This is a genomic window from Amycolatopsis sp. (assembly GCF_035546795.1).
Classification (GTDB): Bacteria; Actinomycetota; Actinomycetes; order Mycobacteriales; family Pseudonocardiaceae; genus Amycolatopsis_E.
Genome location: NZ_DASZWC010000052.1, coordinates 45,146 through 65,760, shown reverse-complemented (window position 1 = coordinate 65,760; position 20,615 = coordinate 45,146). Strand labels below are relative to the sequence as shown.

The 20,615-nt window shown below is 70.9% G+C and carries 18 protein-coding genes and 1 pseudogene; 4 read left to right on the top strand and 15 right to left on the bottom strand.

Annotation, left to right across the window (positions count from 1 at the left end):
- Nucleotides 1–53 precede the first annotated feature (53 nt).
- The 5 genes and pseudogenes from ruvX to VHD82_RS27590 all read right to left on the bottom strand — a co-directional run.
- Nucleotides 54–545, bottom strand: coding sequence for a Holliday junction resolvase RuvX (ruvX, locus tag VHD82_RS27610; RefSeq protein ID WP_325710207.1), 492 nt, complete (start codon nt 543–545; stop codon nt 54–56).
- Nucleotides 542–3,202, bottom strand: coding sequence for an alanine--tRNA ligase (gene alaS, locus VHD82_RS27605; RefSeq protein WP_325710204.1), 2,661 nt, complete (start codon nt 3,200–3,202; stop codon nt 542–544). Before alaS ends, ruvX begins: the two co-directional genes overlap by 4 nt.
- Nucleotides 3,203–3,287: 85 nt before the next feature.
- Nucleotides 3,288–3,593, bottom strand: coding sequence for a hypothetical protein (locus VHD82_RS27600; RefSeq protein ID WP_325710201.1), 306 nt, complete (start codon nt 3,591–3,593; stop codon nt 3,288–3,290).
- Nucleotides 3,590–4,000, bottom strand: a complete 411-nt coding sequence (locus VHD82_RS27595) for a DUF948 domain-containing protein (protein ID WP_325710198.1) — start codon at nt 3,998–4,000, stop codon at nt 3,590–3,592. The genes VHD82_RS27600 and VHD82_RS27595 overlap by 4 nt, the downstream gene beginning before the upstream one ends.
- Before the next feature lie 194 nt (nt 4,001–4,194).
- Nucleotides 4,195–5,064 (bottom strand): annotated as a pseudogene (locus VHD82_RS27590) (NAD(P)-dependent oxidoreductase); the annotation flags it as partial.
- A gap of 79 nt (nt 5,065–5,143) precedes the next feature.
- Between VHD82_RS27590 and VHD82_RS27585 the strand changes: the two are divergent.
- Both VHD82_RS27585 and VHD82_RS27580 read left to right on the top strand, forming a co-directional pair.
- Nucleotides 5,144–5,815 (top strand): SDR family oxidoreductase, encoded by a 672-nt coding sequence (locus VHD82_RS27585; RefSeq protein ID WP_325710191.1) that lies wholly within the window; start codon nt 5,144–5,146, stop codon nt 5,813–5,815.
- Entirely contained in the window at nt 5,812–6,843 is a 1,032-nt protein-coding gene (locus tag VHD82_RS27580; protein ID WP_325710188.1) for an S-adenosylmethionine:tRNA ribosyltransferase-isomerase, read from the top strand. The genes VHD82_RS27585 and VHD82_RS27580 overlap by 4 nt, the downstream gene beginning before the upstream one ends.
- A gap of 1 nt (nt 6,844) precedes the next feature.
- Here the strand turns inward: VHD82_RS27580 and VHD82_RS27575 are convergent, their stop codons facing one another.
- The 8 genes from VHD82_RS27575 to VHD82_RS27540 all read right to left on the bottom strand — a co-directional run bounded on the left by VHD82_RS27575 (nt 6,845) and on the right by VHD82_RS27540 (nt 16,537).
- Nucleotides 6,845–8,434 (bottom strand): metallophosphoesterase family protein, encoded by a 1,590-nt coding sequence (locus VHD82_RS27575; RefSeq protein WP_325710185.1) that lies wholly within the window; start codon nt 8,432–8,434, stop codon nt 6,845–6,847.
- Nucleotides 8,435–8,534: 100 nt separating this feature from the next.
- The gene (locus VHD82_RS27570) at nt 8,535–9,899 is read right to left on the bottom strand and encodes a replication-associated recombination protein A (RefSeq protein WP_325710183.1); all 1,365 of its coding nucleotides are present in this window, start codon (nt 9,897–9,899) and stop codon (nt 8,535–8,537) included.
- 42 nt (nt 9,900–9,941) lie between these two features.
- The gene (locus VHD82_RS27565) at nt 9,942–10,793 is read right to left on the bottom strand and encodes an SGNH/GDSL hydrolase family protein (protein WP_325710181.1); all 852 of its coding nucleotides are present in this window, start codon (nt 10,791–10,793) and stop codon (nt 9,942–9,944) included.
- Nucleotides 10,794–10,876: 83 nt separating this feature from the next.
- On the bottom strand, nt 10,877–12,046 hold the full coding sequence (locus VHD82_RS27560) for a phosphotransferase (protein WP_325710178.1): 1,170 nt from the start codon (nt 12,044–12,046) through the stop codon (nt 10,877–10,879).
- Between the two features lie 41 nt (nt 12,047–12,087).
- Nucleotides 12,088–13,017 carry a DUF389 domain-containing protein gene (locus VHD82_RS27555; protein ID WP_325710175.1) on the bottom strand — a complete coding sequence of 310 codons (930 nt, stop codon included), beginning with the start codon at nt 13,015–13,017 and terminating at the stop codon, nt 12,088–12,090.
- A 3-nt stretch (nt 13,018–13,020) separates the two neighbouring features.
- Nucleotides 13,021–14,793 (bottom strand): aspartate--tRNA ligase, encoded by a 1,773-nt coding sequence (gene aspS / locus VHD82_RS27550; RefSeq protein WP_325710172.1) that lies wholly within the window; start codon nt 14,791–14,793, stop codon nt 13,021–13,023.
- Between the two features lie 93 nt (nt 14,794–14,886).
- A complete protein-coding gene (locus VHD82_RS27545; RefSeq protein ID WP_325710169.1) occupies nt 14,887–15,906 on the bottom strand; it encodes an Rv2578c family radical SAM protein in 1,020 nt (339 codons plus the stop codon).
- Between the two features lie 31 nt (nt 15,907–15,937).
- Nucleotides 15,938–16,537: a TetR/AcrR family transcriptional regulator gene (locus VHD82_RS27540; protein ID WP_325710166.1), complete on the bottom strand. Its 600-nt coding sequence runs from the start codon at nt 16,535–16,537 to the stop codon at nt 15,938–15,940.
- An 85-nt stretch (nt 16,538–16,622) separates the two neighbouring features.
- On the opposite strand from VHD82_RS27540, the gene VHD82_RS27535 reads away from it, so the two are divergent.
- Nucleotides 16,623–16,916, top strand: coding sequence for an antibiotic biosynthesis monooxygenase family protein (locus VHD82_RS27535; protein WP_325710423.1), 294 nt, complete (start codon nt 16,623–16,625; stop codon nt 16,914–16,916).
- Between the two features lie 71 nt (nt 16,917–16,987).
- On the top strand, nt 16,988–18,448 hold the full coding sequence (locus VHD82_RS27530; protein ID WP_325710420.1) for a benzaldehyde dehydrogenase: 1,461 nt from the start codon (nt 16,988–16,990) through the stop codon (nt 18,446–18,448).
- Nucleotides 18,449–18,814: 366 nt separating this feature from the next.
- Here the strand turns inward: VHD82_RS27530 and VHD82_RS27525 are convergent, their stop codons facing one another.
- Nucleotides 18,815–20,344 carry a cation acetate symporter gene (locus tag VHD82_RS27525; RefSeq protein WP_325710163.1) on the bottom strand — a complete coding sequence of 510 codons (1,530 nt, stop codon included), beginning with the start codon at nt 20,342–20,344 and terminating at the stop codon, nt 18,815–18,817.
- Nucleotides 20,341–20,589 carry a DUF485 domain-containing protein gene (locus VHD82_RS27520; protein ID WP_325710159.1) on the bottom strand — a complete coding sequence of 83 codons (249 nt, stop codon included), beginning with the start codon at nt 20,587–20,589 and terminating at the stop codon, nt 20,341–20,343. Before VHD82_RS27520 ends, VHD82_RS27525 begins: the two co-directional genes overlap by 4 nt.
- Between the last annotated feature and the right edge of the window lie 26 nt (nt 20,590–20,615).

The following is a 20,615-nucleotide window of genomic DNA, read 5'->3' as shown; positions in this document are numbered from 1 at the left end:
CACAGCCGGCGGCCGGCGACGACCACCCGGCGAAGGCGGCGGCTGCTCTCGGCTCACTGTCGGCCCTCCCGAGCCAGGTAGGCGGCCCGGCCGTCCAGCCAGCCCTGCAGGATTTCGACGGCGGCGGCCTGATCGACCACAGCACGCTGCTTGCGCCCCTTCACCCCGCGCTGGGAAAGCATGCGGGCGGCGCTGACCGTGGTCAAGCGTTCGTCGGCCAACCGTACCGGAACAGGAGAAACCCGGTCGGCGATCCGGTCCGCGTAGGCAACGGCGAGCTCCGCCGCGCTGCCGTGGCGGTCCGCGAGGGTCCTCGGCAACCCCACGATCACCTCCACCACTTCGTGTTCGGCAACGAGCCGGGCGAGCTGGTCCAGATCGCTGTCGGCCCCTTCGTCACGCGCCAGGGTAACGAGTGGGCTAGCCAGAACGGGTGAGGGATCACTGAGTGCGAGCCCGACCCGGACCGAGCCCACGTCCACGGCAAGCCTTCGACCGGCCCCGGGATCGGTCTCCCCGGGCCGGTCGGCCTTCGGTGCGCTCACCCGCCGGCGACCGCCGTACGCAGCGCCGTGATCGCCTGCTCCACTCCCCCGGGGTTCGTGCCGCCACCCTGCGCCATGTCCGGCTTGCCGCCGCCGCGGCCGCCGACGGCCGGGGCGAACGCGGGCACCAGCTTGCCCGCCGCGAGCCCCTTGTCCCGCGCGGCCGCGGTGGTGGCGACCACGAAGCTGAGCTTTTCGCCCTGTGGCGCGAAAAGCGCCACCACGCCGGGCCGCGAGCCGAGCCGGTTGCGGACCTCCATCGCCAGCGCCCGCAGGCCGTTCGCGTCGATCTCGCCGCCGACCTTCTCGGCGACCAGCGCCACGCCGCCCACGTCGGAAGCCTTGTCCGCCAGCGAACCCGCCGAGCCGAGCACCTGCTGGGTGCGCAGCTGCTCGATCTCCTTCTCCGCGTTGCGCAGCCGGGTCAGCACGTCGTCGATCCGGGCCGGCAGCTCGGCGGTGGGCACCTTGAGGGTGCTCGCCAGCTGGGAGACCAGCAGCTGCTCCTTGCGGACGTGCTTGAGCGCGTCCTGCCCGACCAGTGCCTCCACCCGGTGCACGCCGGAGCCGATCGAGGCGTCGCTGACCAGTTTCACCAGGCCCAGCTCACCGATCCGGCCCACGTGCGTACCACCGCACAGCTCACGCGAGTAGTCGCCCATGTCGACCACCCGGACGTCGTTGCCGTACTTCTCGCCGAACAGCGCTATCGCGCCCAGTTCGAGCGCCTTGTCCTTGGTGGTGGTGTAGGACTGCACCTCGACGTCGGTCTGGAGGTAGTCGTTGACCTCCTGCTCGACCTCGGTGAGGATGTCCGCCGACACCGGGCCCGGGGTGGTGAAGTCGAACCGCATCCGGCCCGGCGAGTTCAGCGAACCGGCCTGCGCCGCGCGGCGGCCGTACGCGCCGCGGACGGCCGCGTGCACGAGGTGCGTGGCCGAGTGGGACCGCTCGATGGAGCCGCGGCGCCCGGCGTCGACCGAACCGGTCACCTCGGTGTCCAGCCCGATCTCGCCCTCGGTCACCTCGACCCGGTGCACCCACAGCCCCGGCACGATCTTCTGCACGTCGAGGACCTTGGCCTCGCCGCCGTCCCCGACCAGCACGCCAGTGTCGGCGACCTGGCCACCGCTCTCGGCGTAGAACGGGGTGCGGTCCAGGATCAGCTCCGCCTTGTCGCCGGCGCGGACGCTGCGCACCCCCTGGCCGTCCTTGAGCAGGCCGACGACCCGCGAGGTCGACTGCAGATCGGTGTAGCCGAGGAAGTCCGTCTCGCCGTGCCGCTCCAGCAGCTCGCGGTAGACCGACAGGTCACCGTGGCCCTTCTTGCGGGCGGCGGCGTCGGCCTTGGCGCGCTGCCGCTGCTCGTTCATGAGGGCGCGGAAGCCGTCCTCGTCGACCTCCAGGCCCTGCTCGGAGGCCATCTCCAGGGTCAGGTCGATCGGGAAGCCGTAGGTGTCGTGCAGCTGGAACGCCTTGTCCCCGGCCAGCACGTTGCCGCCGGCGGACTTGGTCTGCTCCGCGGCGAGGTCGAAGATGCGCGAACCGCTGGTGAGCGTCGAGAGGAACGTCTCCTCCTCGACCCGCATCACGTCGCTGATCCGGTCGAAGTCGCGGGCGATCTCCGGGTACGACGGGGCCATCGCGTCGCGCACGATCGCGGCGAACTCGGGCAGCACCGGCTCGTGCACGCCGAGCAGGCGGATCGACCGCACGATGCGGCGCAGCAGGCGGCGCAGCACGTAACCGCGCGCCTCGTTGCCCGGGGTCACGCCGTCACCGATCAGCATCACGCCGGAACGGGCGTGGTCGGCGATCACGCGGAAACGGACGTCGTCGGTGTGGTCGGCGCCGTAGCGGCGGCCGGAGAACTCCTCGGCCTTGGCGATCACCGGGCGCACGAGGTCGGTCTCGTAGACGTTGTCCACGCCCTGCAGGAGGTACGCGACCCGCTCGACGCCCATCCCGGTGTCGATGTTCTTCTTCGGCAGCTCGCCGAGCACCGGTGCGCCCTTCTTCGGGCTCACGTCACCCCGGATGTCCTGCATGAACACCAGGTTCCAGATCTCGAGGTAGCGGTCCTCGTCCATCGCCGGGCCGCCCTCGCGGCCGTGCTTGGGGCCGCGGTCGTAGTAGATCTCCGAGCAGGGGCCGCCGGGGCCGGGCACGCCCATGTCCCAGTAGTTGTCGTCGGCGCCGCGCAGCTGGATGCGCTCCTCCGGGATGCCGGTCGCCTTGCGCCACAGCGCGGTCGTCTCCGCGTCGTGCTCCCACACCGTGGCCCACAGCCGGTTCGGGTCGAGGCCGAAACCGCCCTCGTCGACGGACTTGGTGATCAGCTCCCAGGCGAAGGAGATGGCGCCTTCCTTGAAGTAGTCGCCGAAGGAGAAGTTGCCCGCCATCTGGAAGAAGGTGTTGTGCCGGGTGGTCTTGCCCACCTCGTCGATGTCCCCGGTGCGAACGCACTTCTGGATACTCGTCGCGCGCGGGTACGGCGGCGGGACCTCACCGAGGAAGTAGGGCTTGAACTGCACCATGCCGGCGTTGACGAACAACAGCGTCGGGTCGTCGAGGATGAGCGACGCACTGGGCACGCGGGTATGGCCTGCCGACTCGAAATGTTCGAGGAAGCGTTTGTTGATCTCGTGTGTTTCCACTGGTCTTTTCCTTGGGCCTGGCGGCAGGGCGCGCGAGCGCCGCGCCTTGGTCTACGGGTGCGGCGACGGCGGAGAGCGCGGTCGGTCAGCTCTCCGCCCGGCGCGCTCGCGCCGGGCGGGGACGCGCCGCGTGCCTGCCCTCGGGGGCCGGGCGCGGGGCCGGCATCCCGGACCGCTGCTCCACCATCTCGTGCAACTCCTGCTCGCGTTCGCTCATCCCGGCGCGGATGTCCGCGCCGAACGACCCGATGGCGCCTGCCAGCTCCGACACGGCGTCACCCAGGTTCGAGGCCAGCCCGGCCGGGGTGGCCTGACGAGCGGTCCTGTTGGCTTTGCGGGACAGCGCGACACCGGTCGCGACGCCCACCCCCACCCAGAATAACCGCTTCATGAGGTGGCGCCCTTCTTGCCGCGGCGCGTGTGCCTGCCCTCGGCACCGGCGGCCTTGGCCTTGCGCCGGGCCCGCACCGCCTTGCTCACGCCGTAGGAGAACGCCGCGGTCTTGACCAGCGGGCTGCCCAGGGTGGCGGTGAACACCGACGTCAGCGCCGAGACGTTCCCGCTGACGGCCTGCGCGTTGGCCGTGATCCCGTCCACCCGCTCCAGCTGGGTGTTGACGTGCGTGATGGTGTCGTTGGCCCCGATCAGCAGCGGGTCGGTGTTCTCGTGCGCCTTGCGGATCGCGATCGTCGCCTCGTCCAGCGTGCGGCCGAGCTTGATCAACGGGATCGCCAGCAGCACCACCAGCAGCACGAATGCACCTGCGGCGATCAGCGCGGCGATCTGCCCTGCCGACACGGGTTCCTCCTCGTAAGGACGGCGGCTCGAATGCCGGTCAGGCTACCGTGCGTCGCGGTTCACGGCCGGTCGGGGCCACCGCGCGTCGCGGCTACTGTGCCGCTCATGGCCAATCCGGCTGCAGCCACGTCGGAAACAGGTCTGTGCGAGCAGATCGGCCGCGGCCGCGTATCCGCCTGCTTCCGGTCGGATCGCTAACGCGTGCCGAAGTACAGGACAGCCATGTCCTCGTCCCCGTGGCCCAGTTCGATCGCGCGTTCCAGGTGCGCCAGCGCCGCCCGCGCGGAACCGAGGTCGGGATGGCCGTCCTTCGCGACCTCCAGCGCCAGCCGGGCGTCCTTCGCGGCGTGCTTGGCGGGGAAGGCGAGCGGGAACTCGCGGTCGATCATCGCGCCGCCCTTCAGGTGCGCGTAGGGCACGTCCAGCGCGCCGCCGCTGATCGCTTCGAGGAACAGTTTCGGTTCCACGCCAAGGCTTTCGGCCAGCGCGACGCTTTCGGCGGTCGCATTGGTCAGCGCGAGCACCCACGCGTTGGCGACGAGCTTGAGCCTGCTGGCGGCACCGGCCTCGCCGATCCACATGGTGCGCGAGCCGATGGCGTCGAACACCGGGGCGCAGCGCTCGCGCAGTTCCTCCTGGCCGGCCGCGAGCACCACGAGTTTTCCTTGCTCGGCCGGCTGTTTCGTGCCGAGCACCGGCGCGTCCACGAACGCGAGCCCGGCTTTGTCCGCGAGTGCGGCGAGTTTGCCCGTCCACTCCGCGCCCACGGTGCTCGTCTGCAGCCACACCGCGCCGGCAGGCACCGCGTCGAGCGCGCCCGCCACGACTTCGTGCACGGCGGGCCCGTCGGCGAGCATCGTGAGCACGAAGTCCGCGCCCTGCACCGCTTCCTCGGGCGTGCCGCAGATCCGCGCGCCCTGGTCGGCAAGCGGCTCGGCCTTCTCGCGGGTGCGGTTCCACGCCCGCACGGCCAGCCCGGCCGCGAGCAGGTTGGCCGCCATCGGCCGCCCCATGATCCCCGTTCCGAGCACTGCCACCGTGGTCATCGATCCTCCTCTGCGAGATGGGTCCTGCTCCCGATGATGACACCGCGCGGCGAAGTCTTCTTGACCTCCAGTTAACTTGAGGTTTCATGCTGGCTGCATGACCAACCCTCAGCCCACCGCGATCGTCACCGGTGCCTCACGTGGCCTCGGCCTCGCCCTGACCAGGGAGCTCGCCCGGCGCGGATGGCACGTCATCGCCGACGCGCGCGCCCCGGGCCCGGCCGTCGCCGGCGTGACCTTCGTGCCCGGCGACGTGACCGATCCCGGGCACCGGCGGAAGCTCGCCGAAACGGCACACCATGGCTTGAACCTGCTCGTGAACAACGCGAGCGCGCTCGGCCCGAGTCCGATGCCACGCCTTTCCGGATACCCGCTCGCCGAACTCGAACACGTCTACGCGGTCAACACGTTCGCGCCATTGGCGCTGATCCAGTTGCTGCTGCCCGGTTTGCGCGCCGCCCACGGCCGGATCATCGACATCAGCTCCGACGCGGCGGTCGAAGCCTATGCGGGCTGGGGCGGCTACGGCTCGTCCAAGGCGGCACTGGATCAGTTGACCGCCGTGCTCGCCACGGAAGAGTCCGGCATGCGGATCTACTCGTGCGACCCGGGCGACATGCGCACCGACATGCACCAGCTCGCCTTCCCCGGCGAGGACATCTCCGACCGCCCACTGCCGGAAACCGTGGTCCCGGCGCTGTTCCGGCTGATCGACGGGGATCTGCCCAGCGGCCGGTACCAGGCCGCCGGACTCGGGGTGCCCGCATGACCATCGACTTCTCGCTGCCACCGGACAGCGAAGCGGGCAGCCCGCCGGAACGCCGCGGGCTGCGCCGCGACGGAGTGCGCCTGCTCGTCGCGCGGCCGGACGGGATCGAACACCGGCATTTCCGTGACCTGCCGTCGTTCCTGGCGCCGGGAGACCTCGTCGTCGTGAACACCTCGGCGACGCTGCCCGCCGCGGTGGACGCCCACCGCGCGGACGGCAGCCTCGCTCCGGTGCACGTTTCGACACCGCTGGACGACGGCAGCTGGGTGGTCGAGATCCGGCTGCTGGACAGCAGCGGGCCCGACCTCACCGCCGCGCCCGGCGACGTCCTCACCCTGCCCGGCGGCGTCCGGCTGACCCTGCGAAACCCTTACCCGGAGCCGAAAGCGCAGATTTCGCGGCTCTGGCGGGCGGCCACGGACCCGGCGCTCGCGGCCGCCGACTACCTGCCGCGGCACGGTCGTCCGATCGGCTACGGCTACCTCGCCGGGCGCTACCCGCTCGGCGACTACCAGACGGTCTACGCGACCGAACCCGGCAGCGCGGAGATGGCCAGCGCGGGCCGCCCGTTCACCGAACCGCTGCTGGTGCGGCTGATGGCCCGCGGGGTGATCGTCGCGCCGATCGTGCTGCACGCCGGGGTGTCCAGCCCGGAACTGCACGAACCGCCGACGAGGGAACGGTTTTCGGTGCCGGAGTCCACCGCGCGGCTGGTGAACTTGGTCCGTGCCGCGGGCGGGCGGATCGTCGCGGTGGGCACGACGGCCGTGCGCGCGCTGGAAAGCGCGGCCGAGCCGGACGGCACGGTGCGCGCCGCGGGCGGGTGGACCGGGCTCGTGCTCGGCCCGCAGCGCCCGGCCAGGGTGGTCAGCGGCCTCGTCACGGGACTGCACGCGCCCGAGGCCAGCCACCTCCTCCTGCTGGAAGCGGTGGCCGGCCGCGGACTCGTGGAGGCCGCCTACGACGCCGCCGTCGACCGCCGCTACCTCTGGCACGAGTTCGGCGATTCGACGCTGTTCCTGCCCTGAGCTACTCGTCACCGGAGTCGGCGCCGACTCCGGTGTGGCCGAACCCGTGCTGCAGCCCGGCCGTGCGCTCGACGGTGAACCGGTCGATCTCGGTGCCGTCCTCCTTCAGCGCCCGCAGGGTCAGCGTCGTCTTGCGGCCGCGGAAACCGGGCTTGACGTCGATCGCGACGAACGAGTACCCGGTGTAGCGCACCCGGGACCAGGTGATCGTCTCGGTCACCTTCGTCCCGTCGGGGCTCCAGTAGTACGACGGCACCGCGGTGTGCGGCTGCTCGTTGCCGAGGTAGCTGTCCGGCGCCGGGAAGCTGTACAGACTCCGGCCGCCGCCACCGCAGGTCGCGTACACCGTGCCATCACGGTCCGGGTCCACCGTGGCGCCGATCGGCACCTGCCGCGTGACCTGGTTGCCGCGCAAGGCATCGCTGCGCTCGTACACGTGGTTGTGCCCGTTGATCACCAGGTCCACGTGGTACTGGTCGAACAGCGGCACCCAGTCGGCGCGCACCCCGCCTTCGGAGGCGTGCTGGTTGGTGGTGGAGTAGGCACAGTGGTGGAAGAACACCACGATGAAGTCCACATCGGACTGCAGCCGGAGGAACTTCAGGCGGCGCTTGAGCCACGCCGTCTGCCCGCCGGAGGAGTAGCCGCGGTTGGCCCTGATCTCGTTGGACACGTCGTTGGCGTCGAGCGAGATCACGCCGACATTGCCGTAGATGAACGAGTACACGCTCGGGCAGTCCGACGGGCCGGAGCCGGGGAAGTCCCAGCGGGCGATCTGGCCGCCGTAGCCGTCCGGCGAGTACAGCGCCTCCATATCGTGGTTGCCGGTCGCGACCATCCACGGCACGGACGCGGCGACCGGCTCGATCTGCGTCAGGTAGGCGTCCCACACCGACGGGTCGAAGACGTCGTGTGCCGGGTCGGCGACCGAGCCGATCGGCAGGCCCTGCCCGGACGGGTCGGCGTAGGCGATGTCCCCGGCCAGCAGGTGGAAAGCGGGGTTCTGCTTGGCGATCGTGCCGTCCTGGGCCAGCGCGTGCGCGCTCACGCCCTGATCGCCGAAGGCGGTGAAAGTGAAGCCCTCACTGGGAAATCCACGCGCGGGCGCGGTACTGAACGGCACCCCGGGTGTGCCGGTCGGGTCGTAGCCGTCGTGGCCGACGATATAGCGGTAACGGCCGCCGGGGCGCAGCCGGTCGGCTTCGGCGTGCACGTAGAACTGGTCGCGCGGGGCGATCACGCCGGCCACTTCGGAGTGCAGCACCCGCAGCTCGGCGGGGATCTTGTGGCTCCACTGCCCGTGTTGCTCGGCGATGCGGACGAACGGGTTGCGCACGGCGGTGGGGACCTGCCAGCCGACGCGGACGGACGTGCGCGGGTTGCGCCCGAAGGCGAGGTGGCGGCCGGTGGGGACGACCTGGTCACCGGCCGCGTACGCGGCCTGCGGCAGCAGCATCGGCCCGGCGGCGAGCAACGCCCCGCCGGCGGCCGCGCCTTTCAGCAGGGACCGGCGGCTGAGGTACTCGTGCTGTTCGGCGATCGACAGCCGGGACGCGAGCTTGTCGGGGAGACCTACTCTCGGGATTTCCATGCCGGGATATTCGCCGGTCCGCATGCCTTTTGCCCGGATTCGCGCTGAACAGCCGGCATACAGTTCCCCAGCGGATGGTCAAGCTATGGCAAAGGATTCTTTACTCGCCGCGGATGGTGCGGCGGAGCTTGGGGACGCGGTCGGCGAGGGTGCGTTCGCCACCGCGCTGGGTGGGCTCGTAGTAGTCCCGGCCCGCCAGCTCGTCGGGCGGATACTGCTGGCGCAGCACGCCTTCGGGGACGTCGTGCGGGTAGCGGTAGCCCTGCGCGTTGCCGAGCTTCGCCGCACCCGCGTAGTGCCCGTCGCGCAAGTGCGGCGGGACCGTGCCGATCCGGCCCGCGCGGACGTCGGCCAGCGCGCTGTCGATCGCCGTGACCACGGCGTTCGACTTCGGTGCCGTCGCGAGGTGGATCGTGGCCTGCGCGAGCGCGAGCCGCCCCTCCGGCATACCGATGAACTGCACGGCGTGCGCGGCGGCCACCGCCGCCTGCAACGCCGTGGGGTCGGCGAGCCCGATGTCCTCGCTGGCGTGCACGACCAGCCGCCGCGCGAGGAACCGCGGGTCCTCCCCCGCCTCGATCATCCGCGCCAGGTAGTGCAGCGCCGCGTCCACGTCCGAACCGCGGATGGACTTGATGAACGCGCTGATCACGTCGTAGTGCTGGTCGCCGTCGCGGTCGTAGCGCACCGCCGCTTTGTCCACAGTGGACTCGACGGTGGCGAGATCGATCGTGCGGTGCTCGGTGGCCGCCGCCGCGTCCGCCGCCGCCTCCAGCGCCGTCAGCGCGCGGCGCGCGTCCCCGGACGCGAGCCGGACGAGGTGATCCTCCGCCTCCCCGGTCAGCTCCAGCTCGCCGCCGAGGCCGCGTTCGTCGGCCAGCGCTCGCTGGATCAGCCCGCGCACGTCCTCGTCGGTCAGCGGGCGAAGCTGCAGCACGAGCGAACGCGAAAGCAGCGGCGAAACGACCGAGAAGGACGGATTCTCCGTCGTGGCCGCCACGAGGAGCACCGTCCGGTCCTCGACCGCGCCCAGCAACGCGTCCTGCTGGGTCTTGGAGAACCGGTGCACCTCGTCGATGAACAGCACGGTGTTCTCCGAGTTGTAGAGGAGCCTCCGCTGTGCTTCTTGGATGACCCCGCGCACCTCCTTCACCCCGGCCGAGAGCGCGGACAGCGCGACGAACCGGCGGCCGGTGGCGGTGGAGACCAGGTTCGCCAGCGTGGTCTTTCCGGTGCCGGGCGGACCGTAGAGCAGCACCGACGCGGGCGCGGCACCCTCGACGAGCCGGCGCAGCGGCGCCCCTTCCCGCAGCAGATGCTGCTGGCCGACCACCTCGTCGAGCGAGCGCGGCCGCATCCGCACGGCCAGCGGGGAGCCCGGGGGCACCACGGGCTCGACAGGCGCGCCGACCGGATCCGGCGGGCGCACGTGGGGGTTGACGGTGAAGAGTTCGTCCTGCTGCACATCTCCACGGTAATCGTGGGGTCCGACAAAGAGACTTCCCGGCTACGAAGCCCGCTGGACGGGCGCCGGCGCGGCCTCGACCGCCGCGGGCTGATCGGCCCGCCACGCCGCCATCGCCGCGCTCGCCATGATCCCGGCGGCATACGGCAGCAGGTCGCGGCCCCGCCGCCACAGCCACGGAATCCCTTTCAGCACAAGCCATCCGACGTGGTCGATGGTGCGCGGCCGGATACCGCCCGAGCACACCAGGCTCACCGGCTCTGGCACCAGGATCCCGTGCCGCGCCAGCACCACGGTCAGCCCGTCGGCCAGCATCCGGTGGCCGAGTTCGGAGGGATGCAGCCGGTCCACGCTCCACGACGACAGGTCATACGCGCCGGGCAGCGCGTCGAGGTCCAGGCACGGCAGTTCGTGCCGGCGCACCACGCTGTCGATGGCCGTGTTCAGCTCGTCGATCCGAGCCTTGAGCGCCCGGTAGAGCGGGCGGGGCAGCCGGAAAACCCGGCCGTGGTCGTGAAAACGCACTGGCACCACGGTGGTGCCGTGCGGGGCCAGCGTGGTCACCACGTGGTCGAGGTCGGCCGCGATGGCCGCCGCGTCGAAATCCGAGCGCAGGGTGTCGTTCATCCCGACGATCACCAGCGCCACGTCCGGCCGGTGCGCGGCCGCCGCGGGCAGCTGATCGGTGCGCACGCATTTCATCCTGGCGCCGGTGAACGCGGTGTTGAGGTAGCCGCCCGGCGGGATGCCGAGCGCGGCCGCCACGAACGGGCCGACGCCGCGCCAGCCGCGGCCGGGCACGGGATCACCGAGTCCGACGGCCGTGGAATCACCGAGTACTGCCAGCCGCTCGGCCCGGCGGGGAAGGGTGGTCAGGGGGATCTGCTCGCTCACCGCGGTCACGTCTACAGACCATCGGGCACGCAGACTCACCAGCGGTGAGCACCGGGTAACGAGCCCGGGACCGCGAGGGGAAATTACCGGAACGCCGGATACAGCGGCAGCGCCAGGCCCGGCCCGAACCGCGCGTCGAGCGCCGCCGCGACCGCGCCGGCGTGCTCCGCCAGCTCGCCCTCGCCCTGGCGGCCCGCGTACGCCTCGAGGTTGCGCCACCACGTCACCAGCGCGGACGGCTTGTCCCCCGTTCCGGACAGCGCGTGCCAGCTGTTGCCCCACACGAGCAGCAGCTGGTGGTCCAGCAGATGGGCCGAGAGCACCTCGTTGTCCGCCAGCCCCGGCCAGACCTGCGTGACCTCGGCGCTCCAGGCGGCCACCATCGCCTCGCTCATGCCCGCGGGCAGCGCCCTCGGTTCGACGCAGGAAACGAACGGCACCCGCAGGTGCGCGGCGTCGATCAGCGCGTTGCGCACCCGGCCGCGCTCGAAGTCCAGGAACCGGACCCCGCCGCTGGTGACCAGGTTGTTGTCCGGGCTGAGGTCGACCGGGCTGAAGGCACGGTAGGCGATGGACTTGGCCCGGCGCAGCACCTCGGCGGCGAATGCGCGGACCGGCTCCGGGGTTTCCACCCCGAGCTGCTCCGCCAGCAGGCCGGGCAGTTGCGCGTACGCCACGGCCGGGGTGCTGTCCTCGTGTTTGACCGGCCCGCCGAGCCGGCGCAGCAGCGCATCGAAATCGGCCTCACGGCCGGCCGTCGTCGCGTGCATCCGGCCCAGCGACCGCGCCCACGACAGCAGCGAACGCTCGGCCGCGCGGGCGTCCGAGCCGCGCAGTTTGTCCTGCAGGGTGGGCGCGCGGCCGAGATCGTCGATCACCAGCACCCGCCGCGCCCCGTCGTGCGCCAGCAGTTCCGGGCACATCCTGTCCTCCGGCGGCAGCGCGGTGAACAGCTGGTAGCTGACGGCCTCCTGGGCGAACGGGTCGGGCGCGCCCTTGGGCGCCGGCTCCGGGTAGTGCTTGATCACCAGGGTGCGGGGCAGCCCGAAGGGCGAGGTGGCGATCCGCGCCCGGACCACCGTCGCCGGCCCGGATCCCGGCAGGACCTCGGGCTCGACGAGTGCGATGGAGCTGCCGAACCGGTGCGAGAGCACCGCTTCACCGGCTTCGACCGCTTGTGCCGCCAAGGTGCTCGCAGTCAACCCGGCTGCGCCTTCGGCGGCAGTGCCTTCTTCTGAAGTGTCCACGGTCATCGCCTTCGACCCTACTAGCGGGCCTGCCTGCCTCACCACAATCATTTGCCCCAAGAACGGTCAAGTTGACCACGTCTGCGCACAGCGAGCACCGCCCCGGCGGCGGCGACGATGCCGGTCAGGTTGACCACCAGCTGCGCCGCGGACTCCCCCGCCCGCGCCCATTCGCCGGTGACGGCCGCCACGATCGCGTAGCCGGCGGCGGGCACGGTGGTGACCGAGATGAATACACCCACCAGCGCCGCCGATTTCGCCGAAGTCATCGCGAGCATCCCGGCAGCACCGGCGAGCACGGCCACGATCAGCGAATACCAGCCGACCTGGTAGACGAAGTCGACGTCGGGCCGCCCCTGCCGAAACGAGGCCACGTCCAGCAGCCCGATCGCCTCGCTCGCCAATGTGGCGAGCGCGGTCACCACCATCGCCACCGGGAACCCGACCGCCAGTGCCAGCGAAGCCCGGCGCACCAGCCCCCACTGGCGGAGCACCAGGCCGACCGCGATACCGGCCAGCGGGCCGAACTCGGGGCCCACCACCATCGCGCCGACGATCGTCACCGGGGAGTCGGTGATCACCCCGACCGACGCGAGCAGGCAGGCGATGGCCAGGAACGCCTGGAACGTGCCGTTGAGCCGGGATTCCTCGCCGGTGCGCGCCACGAGCTCGCGCCAGACCACCGCATCGGCCCCGTCGCCCGGCGCCCGCTCCTCGGCCCTGTCGGCGGCGTCGGAGAGCACGGTGTCGATCGCTTCGAGCGTGACACCGCCCTCTTTCTCCAGTCCGGCCGCGCACAGCAGGTCGATGATCTCGTCGGCCGCCTCCCTGGCGACGTCGGCCTCGATCAGGTCACCGGCCGGGGCGAGCGCGGCGCCCCGGTGCAGCACGAGATGCGCCGTGCCCGGATGCTCCCGCAGCCGGGCCAGCGTGTCCTCGGTCCGCTCCGGCGGGCTGATGGCCCGCAGGTGCAGCATCGATCAGGCCGGCTTGACCGGCGGCTTGGCGTCGATACCGGCTTCCTTGCGCTGCTGCGCGGTGATCGGCGCGGGCGCCGCGGTCAGCGGGTCGAACCCGTTGCCGGTCTTCGGGAACGCGATCACGTCACGCAGCGACTCGGCACCGGCCAGCAGCATCGAGATGCGGTCCCAGCCGAACGCGATCCCGCCGTGCGGCGGCGCGCCGAACTGGAACGCGTCGAGCAGGAAGCCGAACTTCTCCTGGGCTTCGGCCTCCGAGAGACCCATCACCTCGAAGACCCGCTTCTGCACGTCGGCGCGGTGGATACGGATCGAGCCACCGCCGATCTCGTTGCCGTTGCAGACGATGTCGTAGGCGTAGGCGAGCGCGTTGCCCGGGTCCTGCTCGAACTTGTCGATCCACTCCGGGGTGGGCGAGGTGAAGGCGTGGTGCACCGCCGTCCACTTGCCGGAACCGACCGCGACATCGTCACCGATCTCGTCGACCGGGGCGAACAGCGGCGCGTCCACGACCCACACGAACGACCACTCGTTCTCGTCGATCAGGCCCAGCCGGTGCCCGATCTCCACGCGCGCCGCGCCGAGCAGGGCACGCGCCCCGCTCGGGGCACCCGCGGCGAAGAACACGCAGTCACCGGGCTTCGCACCGACCTTCGCGGCGAGGCCCTCGCGCTCGGTGTCGGAGATGTTCTTGGCGACCGGGCCGGACAGCGTGCCGTCCTCGCCGATCAGCACGTACGCGAGCCCCTTGGCCCCGCGCTGCTTCGCCCATTCCTGCCAGGCGTCGAGGGTGCGCCGGGGCTGGCTGCCGCCGCCGGGCATCACCACGGCGCCGACGTACGGGGCCTGGAAAACGCGGAACGGGGTGTCGGCGAAGTAGTCGGTCAGCTCGGTGAGCTCCAGGCCGAAGCGCAGGTCCGGCTTGTCCGTGCCGTACTTGGCCATCGCGTCGGCGAAGGTGATCCGCGAGATCGGGCGCGGCACCTCGTGCCCGATCAGCTTCCACAGCGCGGCCACGATGTCCTCGCCGACCGCGATCACGTCGTCCTGCTCGACGAAGCTCATCTCGATGTCGAGCTGGGTGAACTCAGGCTGCCGGTCGGCGCGGAAGTCCTCGTCCCGGTAGCAGCGCGCGATCTGGTAGTAGCGCTCCAGGCCGCCGACCATCAGCAGCTGCTTGAACAGCTGCGGCGACTGCGGCAGCGCGTACCAGGAGCCGGGCCGCAGCCGCGCCGGGACCAGGAAGTCACGGGCGCCTTCGGGCGTGGAGCGGGTCATCGTCGGGGTCTCGACCTCGACGAAGTTCTGCGCGTGCAGCACTTCGCGGGCCACCCGGTTGGTCTCGCTGCGCAGCCGCATGTTGAACGCCGGGCCGCTGCGACGCAGGTCGAGGTAGCGGTACTTGAGCCGGGTCTCCTCGCCGACGTCGACCCGGTCGTCGATCGGGAAGGGCAGCACGGCGGCCTCGGACAGCACCTCCAGCTCCGTGGCCAGCACCTCGATCTCGCCCGTGGGGATCTCGGCGTTCTCGTTGCCCTCGGGGCGCTTGCTCACCTCGCCGGTGACCCGCACGCAGAACTCCGAGCGCAGCTGGTGGGCGCGCTCGGCCATCTCGCCCTCGCGGAAGACGACCTGGGCGACCCCGCTGGCGTCGCGCAGATCGATGAAGATCACCCCGCCGTGATCGCGCCGCCGGGCGACCCACCCGGTGAGCGTGACGATCTGTCCGGCGTGCCCGGCACGCAGGGTGCCGGCTTCGTGGGTGCGTAGCACTGCGGTTGCTCTCCTCGAAGGCAGGTGGCTAGCAGGGGATTTGCTGCCCGTCAAGGCTAACGAACGCCCCCGGGGGCGGCGCCACCAGGTTTCTCAGAGCAGCCGCATCTGCTCCGGCCGCGGGGCGGGCTCGCCCTCGCGCGGCTGCGGAAGCCGGTGCTCCGGCTCCTGTTCACGGCCGAAACCGTGGCGCCGCAACAACGGCCCGACGCGCGCGGCGAGCGTGCGCCGGTAGCTCGCGTGCGCGTAGCTGCCGCGGCCGTAGATCTCGCGATACCGGGGCCCGAGCGCGGGGTGCTCGCGGGCCAGCCATTGCGCATACCACTCGCGGGCGCCCGGACGCAGATGCAAGGCGAGCACGGTGGCACTCGTCGCCCCGGCGTCGGCGACCGCCGCCAGCAACGCGTCGAGCTGTTCGGTGGAGTCGGTCAGCCCCGGCAGGACCGGCGCGATCATCACCCCGCACGGCAACCCCGCGTCGCGCAGCCGCCGGACGAGTTCGAGCCGGGCCTGCGGGCTGGGCGTGCCGGGTTCGACGCTGCGGTGGAGTTCCCGGTCCAGCAGCGCTATCGACACGCCCAGCCCCACGTCGACCTCGTTCGAAACGCTTTGCAGGAGCGCGATGTCCCGGTTGAGCGTGGTGCCTTTGGTGAGGATCGAAAACGGCGTGCCGTACGTGGCGAAGGCCCGGATGATGCCGGGCATCAGCTGGTAGCGCCCCTCCGCCCGCTGGTACGGGTCGGTGTTGGTGCCCATCGCCACGTGCTCCCCCGTCCACGACGGGCGGCGCAGCTGGGCGGCCAGTACCTCGGCCGCATTGATCTTCACCACCACCTGCGAGTCGAAATCCGCGCCGGCGTCGAACTCGAGGTACGTGTGAGTGTTGCGGGCGAAGCAATACACGCACGAATGCGAGCAGCCCCGGTACGGGTTCACCGTCCAGCTGAACGGCACGGCCGACTGCCCCGGCACCCGGTTCAGCACCGAACGGGCCCGCACCTCGTGGAAGGTGATGCCGTGGAAATCCGGGGAACGCACCGTGCGCACCAAACCGTCGAGCCCGAGCAGAGCCTGTTGCGGATCGGTGCCCGCGCGCTGACTGTCCCACCTCATGACCTCAGTCGAACATCCGTTCTATTCGCTGTCAAGTCGAACGTGTGTTCGCGGCGAAGCCGCCGAGCAGCAGGTCCGCTACCTGCTCACCGATGTGCTCCGCGTCGAAGCGAAGGCTGCGAGCGAAGCGAATCGTGGTCCGGAGGGTGCCGACGATCGCTTGCGGCAGCAGCTCCGCGGGAAGATCCGCGCGGAGGCTGCCTTCCTTTTGCCCGCGCCGGACGAGGTCGGGCACCGCGCGCTGCATAGCCCGGCTCATCGGCGGCGAGAGGGAACGGCGGACCGCTCCCGGCAGCGGCTGCAGATCCGTGCCGACCGACAGCAGCGGATAGCGCTGCGCGATGGCGGCCATCTCGATGATCAGGTCCCGCAACGCTTCCACCACACCGAGATCACGCGCGAACGTGCCCGTGACGATGCGATGAGCCTCCGCTGCCGCGGCCTCGAAGATCGCGCGGCGAAGCGCTTCGCGGTTGGGATAGGGGCGATACACGGTGAGCCGCACGACGCCCGCCTCGTCGGCGATGGCCTGGATCGTTGCTTGCGGATCGGCCGCGAGCAGCCGTGCGGCGGCTTCGAGGATGCGCCGGTCGTTGCGCTGGGCATCCGCACGGCGACGGGTTTCCGGCACACCGCTAAGTGTTACACCTGCGGCACAGATCAGCGCCTAGCGTTTCGAGGATGAACACTCTTCCCACTGGAAGCGGCGTACTGGCATCAACGTCTTCGCCGTGCGGCCGGAAAACCAGCAGGCACTGATCGACGTCATCCAGCAGGCGGGCGACCCGCGCGACATCCCGGGGCTGCTGTCGATGCACCTGCTGCGCAGTCCGGACGGCACCCAGGTGATCAACCACATGCTCTGGGCCGGCGAGGACGCCTTTACACGCGCCACCAAGGAAGACCCGGTCATCGCGGCCACTCGCGACCGCGTCGGCGGGCTCATCGAGGGCGCGCGCCCCGGCCGATACGAGGTGATGCCCTGGCCCACCGACTCTCCCGCTGGGTGAAAGACATGCTGCGTGCCCGCCGTGCGGAGATTTGGATGGTGGGACCGGAAGACGCGACTGCGGGAGTGAACGTGACCTTTCTCGACGAGGAGAAGTGGACCGGCCGGATCTTCACCGGCGACTGGGTACAGGGAGCCGGCGGGGACGCGCCCGTCGTCGAGCCCGCGACCGGTGCCGAACTCGGCCGTGCCGGGCGGGCCGCACCGGCGGACGTGACCACCTCGGCCGCCATGGCCGCGGAGGCGCAAAGTGCTTGGGCGGCAACGCCTTTCCAGGAACGAGCCGCGATCCTGCGGCGCGCGGGCGACCTGTGGCAGGAGCACGCCGAAGAGCTCAGGGGCTGGCTGGTCCGGGAGGCCGGGAGCATCCCCGGCAAGGCGGACTTCGAACTGCACGTGGCCGCGCAGGAGTGCTACGAGGCCGCCGCGCTGCCGTCGCACTCCGTCGGTGAGCTGCTGCCGAGCGAGGCGCCGCGGCTGAGCATGGTCCGCCGGGTGCCCGCCGGGCTCGTCGGCGTGATCTCACCGTTCAACGCCCCGCTGATCCTGGCGATCCGTTCGGTCGCGCCCGCTCTGGCGCTGGGGAACTGCGTGCTGCTCAAGCCCGACCCGCGCACCGCGGTCTGTGGGGGCTTCGCCCTCGCCCGGGTCTTCGAGGAGGCCGGCCTGCCCGCCGGGGTCCTGCACGTGCTGCCCGGCGGCGCGGACACCGGTGCCGCGCTGGTCGAGGACCCGCACGTCCGGGTCATCTCGTTCACCGGGTCGACGGCCGCCGGGCGCGCGGTCGGCGAGCTGGCCGGACGGCACCTCAAGCGGGCGCACCTGGAACTGGGCGGCAACTCCGCACTGGTGGTGCTGGAGGACGCCGACCTCGACGCGGCGATGAGCGCGGCCGCGTGGGGTTCGTTCTTCCACCAGGGCCAGATCTGCATGACCACCGGCAGGCACCTGGTACACGCCTCGATTTACGACGAGTACGTGGAACGCCTGGCGGACAAGGCCGAACACCTGCCGGTCGGCAACCCGGCCACCGACCAGGTCGCCCTCGGCCCGATCATCGACGCCGCACAGCGCGACAAGATCCACGGCCTGGTCACCGGCAGCGTCGACGCGGGCGCCAAACTCGTCGCCGGCGGCACCTACGAGGACCTGTTCTACAAGGCCACCGTGCTCGCCGACGCCGGCCCTTCGGTGCCCGCCTATGACAACGAGGTGTTCGGCCCGGTCGCACCCGTCGCGAAGTTCTCCACTGTGGACGAAGCGGTGCGCTTGGCGGCGGACAGCGAGTACGGCCTTTCGCTGGGCATCATCACCGCCGACGTCAACCGCGGCCTCGCGCTCGCCGACCGGATTCCGACGGGCATCGCGCACATCAACGACCAGACGGTGAACGACGAGGCCCTGGCGCCGTTCGGCGGGGTTGCCGCTTCGGGCACCGGGTCGCGGTTCGGTGGCGCGAGCGCGAACATCGAGGCGTTCACGGAAACCCGGTGGGTCACCGCGCGCGGGGATGTGGCCGGGTATCCGTTCTGACGGTTGACGGGGGCGGGCCGCGCCAGCGGTCCGCCCCCGTCAACACCCCCCGAGTAGGTTTCATCTCATCGCCCGCGACCCGAAATCACTTTGCCCTGGGCCCGCACCCTCCCTCGGATCCGTTACCCGAAAGACCAAAGCGTGCCGGCTCAGGGGAAAGTGATACTCCTGGAAGCAGGCGACGGGATGAACCCCAACTCCCCTACCCAGCCACGCTCCCAACCGGCAGCCGAGGTACGGGCCCCCTTCATCATGGAGCCAGCCCCTCGGGCGAGGAGTTCTTTGGTCTTTTCCCTTGCGCTGCAACAGCAACGGCCGCGCGCGGGGCGGGGTGTGACACGGCTTGCGTTCCCGGCCGGCCGGTAGTCACCGCGCGGTGGCGGCGGCTTCCCTTGCCCTGCCTGGAAAGGCGCGCGCGGCGAGTTCGTCGTAGGGCACGCCCCGGGCGCCTTGACGGTTCCGGCCGGCGAGACTTCCCAGCCAGCAGCACAGGAAACCCGCGGGCACGGAGACCAGCGCGGGGATCGACAGCGGGAACAGATGACCGGCACCGAGCACGTCCGGACCGATGAGCACGAGCCCCACCGACACGACGAGCCCGCCGATCAGCCCGGCTGTGGCGCCGACGCGGTTGAAGCCGCGCCAGTAGATCGTCAGCAACAGTACCGGCATCGTGGTGCTGGCCGCGATCGCGAAGGCGACGTTGGCGAGGAACGCGATGTTCCAGGATTGCAGGCCGAGCGCGAGCAGGATCGCGACCACCGAGATGCCGAGCCCGGAGATCCGGCTGACCACCAGCTGCTTGCGCTGGCTCATCTGCCCCCGGTGCAGCGCCGTGTTGTACAGGTCGTGCGCCACGGCCCCGGAGGACGCGATGGACAGACCCGCCAGCACAGCCAGGATCGTCGCCATCACCACGCCGACCACGATCGCGAACAACAGGTTCCCGCCGACCACCTCGGCGAGCCGGGCCGCGGCGAGGTTGCCTGCCTTGTTGTCGCGGAGGATCTGGTCGCGGCCCACCTCGTTGAGCGCGGCATAGCCGAAGATCGGCAGCAGCAGGAAGAACACGGCGAAAATCCACATCGCGATCTGCGCCGAACTGCGCGCCGCCTTGGCGTCGCGGACGGTCAGGAAGCGCACCATGACGTGCGGCAGACCCATAATGCCCAGCGCGAGGCCGAGGTTGAGCGACACGTTGTTCAGCCCGGTGACGACGCTCGAATGCGAAGGGGTGACCACGCCCGCGCCGTGCGTGCGCTCGGCTTCGGCCATCGCGCCGAGTGGGTTCCAGCCGGTGCGGGCCATCACGATCACCAGCAGCACCAGCACGGTCGCCAGCAACAGAATCGCCTTGAACACCTGGATGTAGGTGGTGCCGACCATCCCGCCGATCGAGGTGTAGACGGTCATCAGCACGCCGATCACGATCACCGCGACCGGAAAACTCACGCCCAGCAACAGTTGCGCGAGCACACCCGCGCCGACGAACTGGATCACCATGTACACAATGGACAGTACGAGCGACGCGATCGCCAGCACGCCGCGCAGCAGCCTGCCGTCGAACCGGGCGGCCACCGCGTCGGCCAGGGTGAAGCGGCCGAGGTTGCGCAGCGGTTCGGCGATCACGAGCAGCACCAGCAGGTACGCGATCGGGATGCCCAGCGCGAGGTAGATCCCGTTGAACCCGGTGAGCGCCACGGCACCGGTGATACCGAGGAACGACGCGGCCGAGAGCTGGTCCCCGGCCAGCGCGAGACCGTTCTGCCAGCCGGAAACCCGGCCGCCGGCGACGTAGTGGTCGTCGGTGCTGCGGTTGCGGCGGGCGGCGTAACTGGTGATGCCCAGGGTGACCGCGACGATGGCCGCCACCACGACGACGGCGAGCACGTTCATCGGCGATCCTCCCAGCGGTTCGCCCACCGGGTATACAAATGCGCCCCGGCCAGCGGGAAGAGGATGGCGAACGCGGCCGCCGGATAGCCGGCCCCGACCGGCCCGGCCTTGCCGTCGAACAGCGTGGTGAACGCCGTCAGCACCGGCACGGCCAGAAACAGCACCAGCGCCACCAGCCCGCCGATGAACGCTATCCGGCGGCGCACCACCAGCTCGGAATTCTGCTCAGGCTCCTCGGCCGCCACGTCGTGTCCTCCGCTCTCGCCAAGGG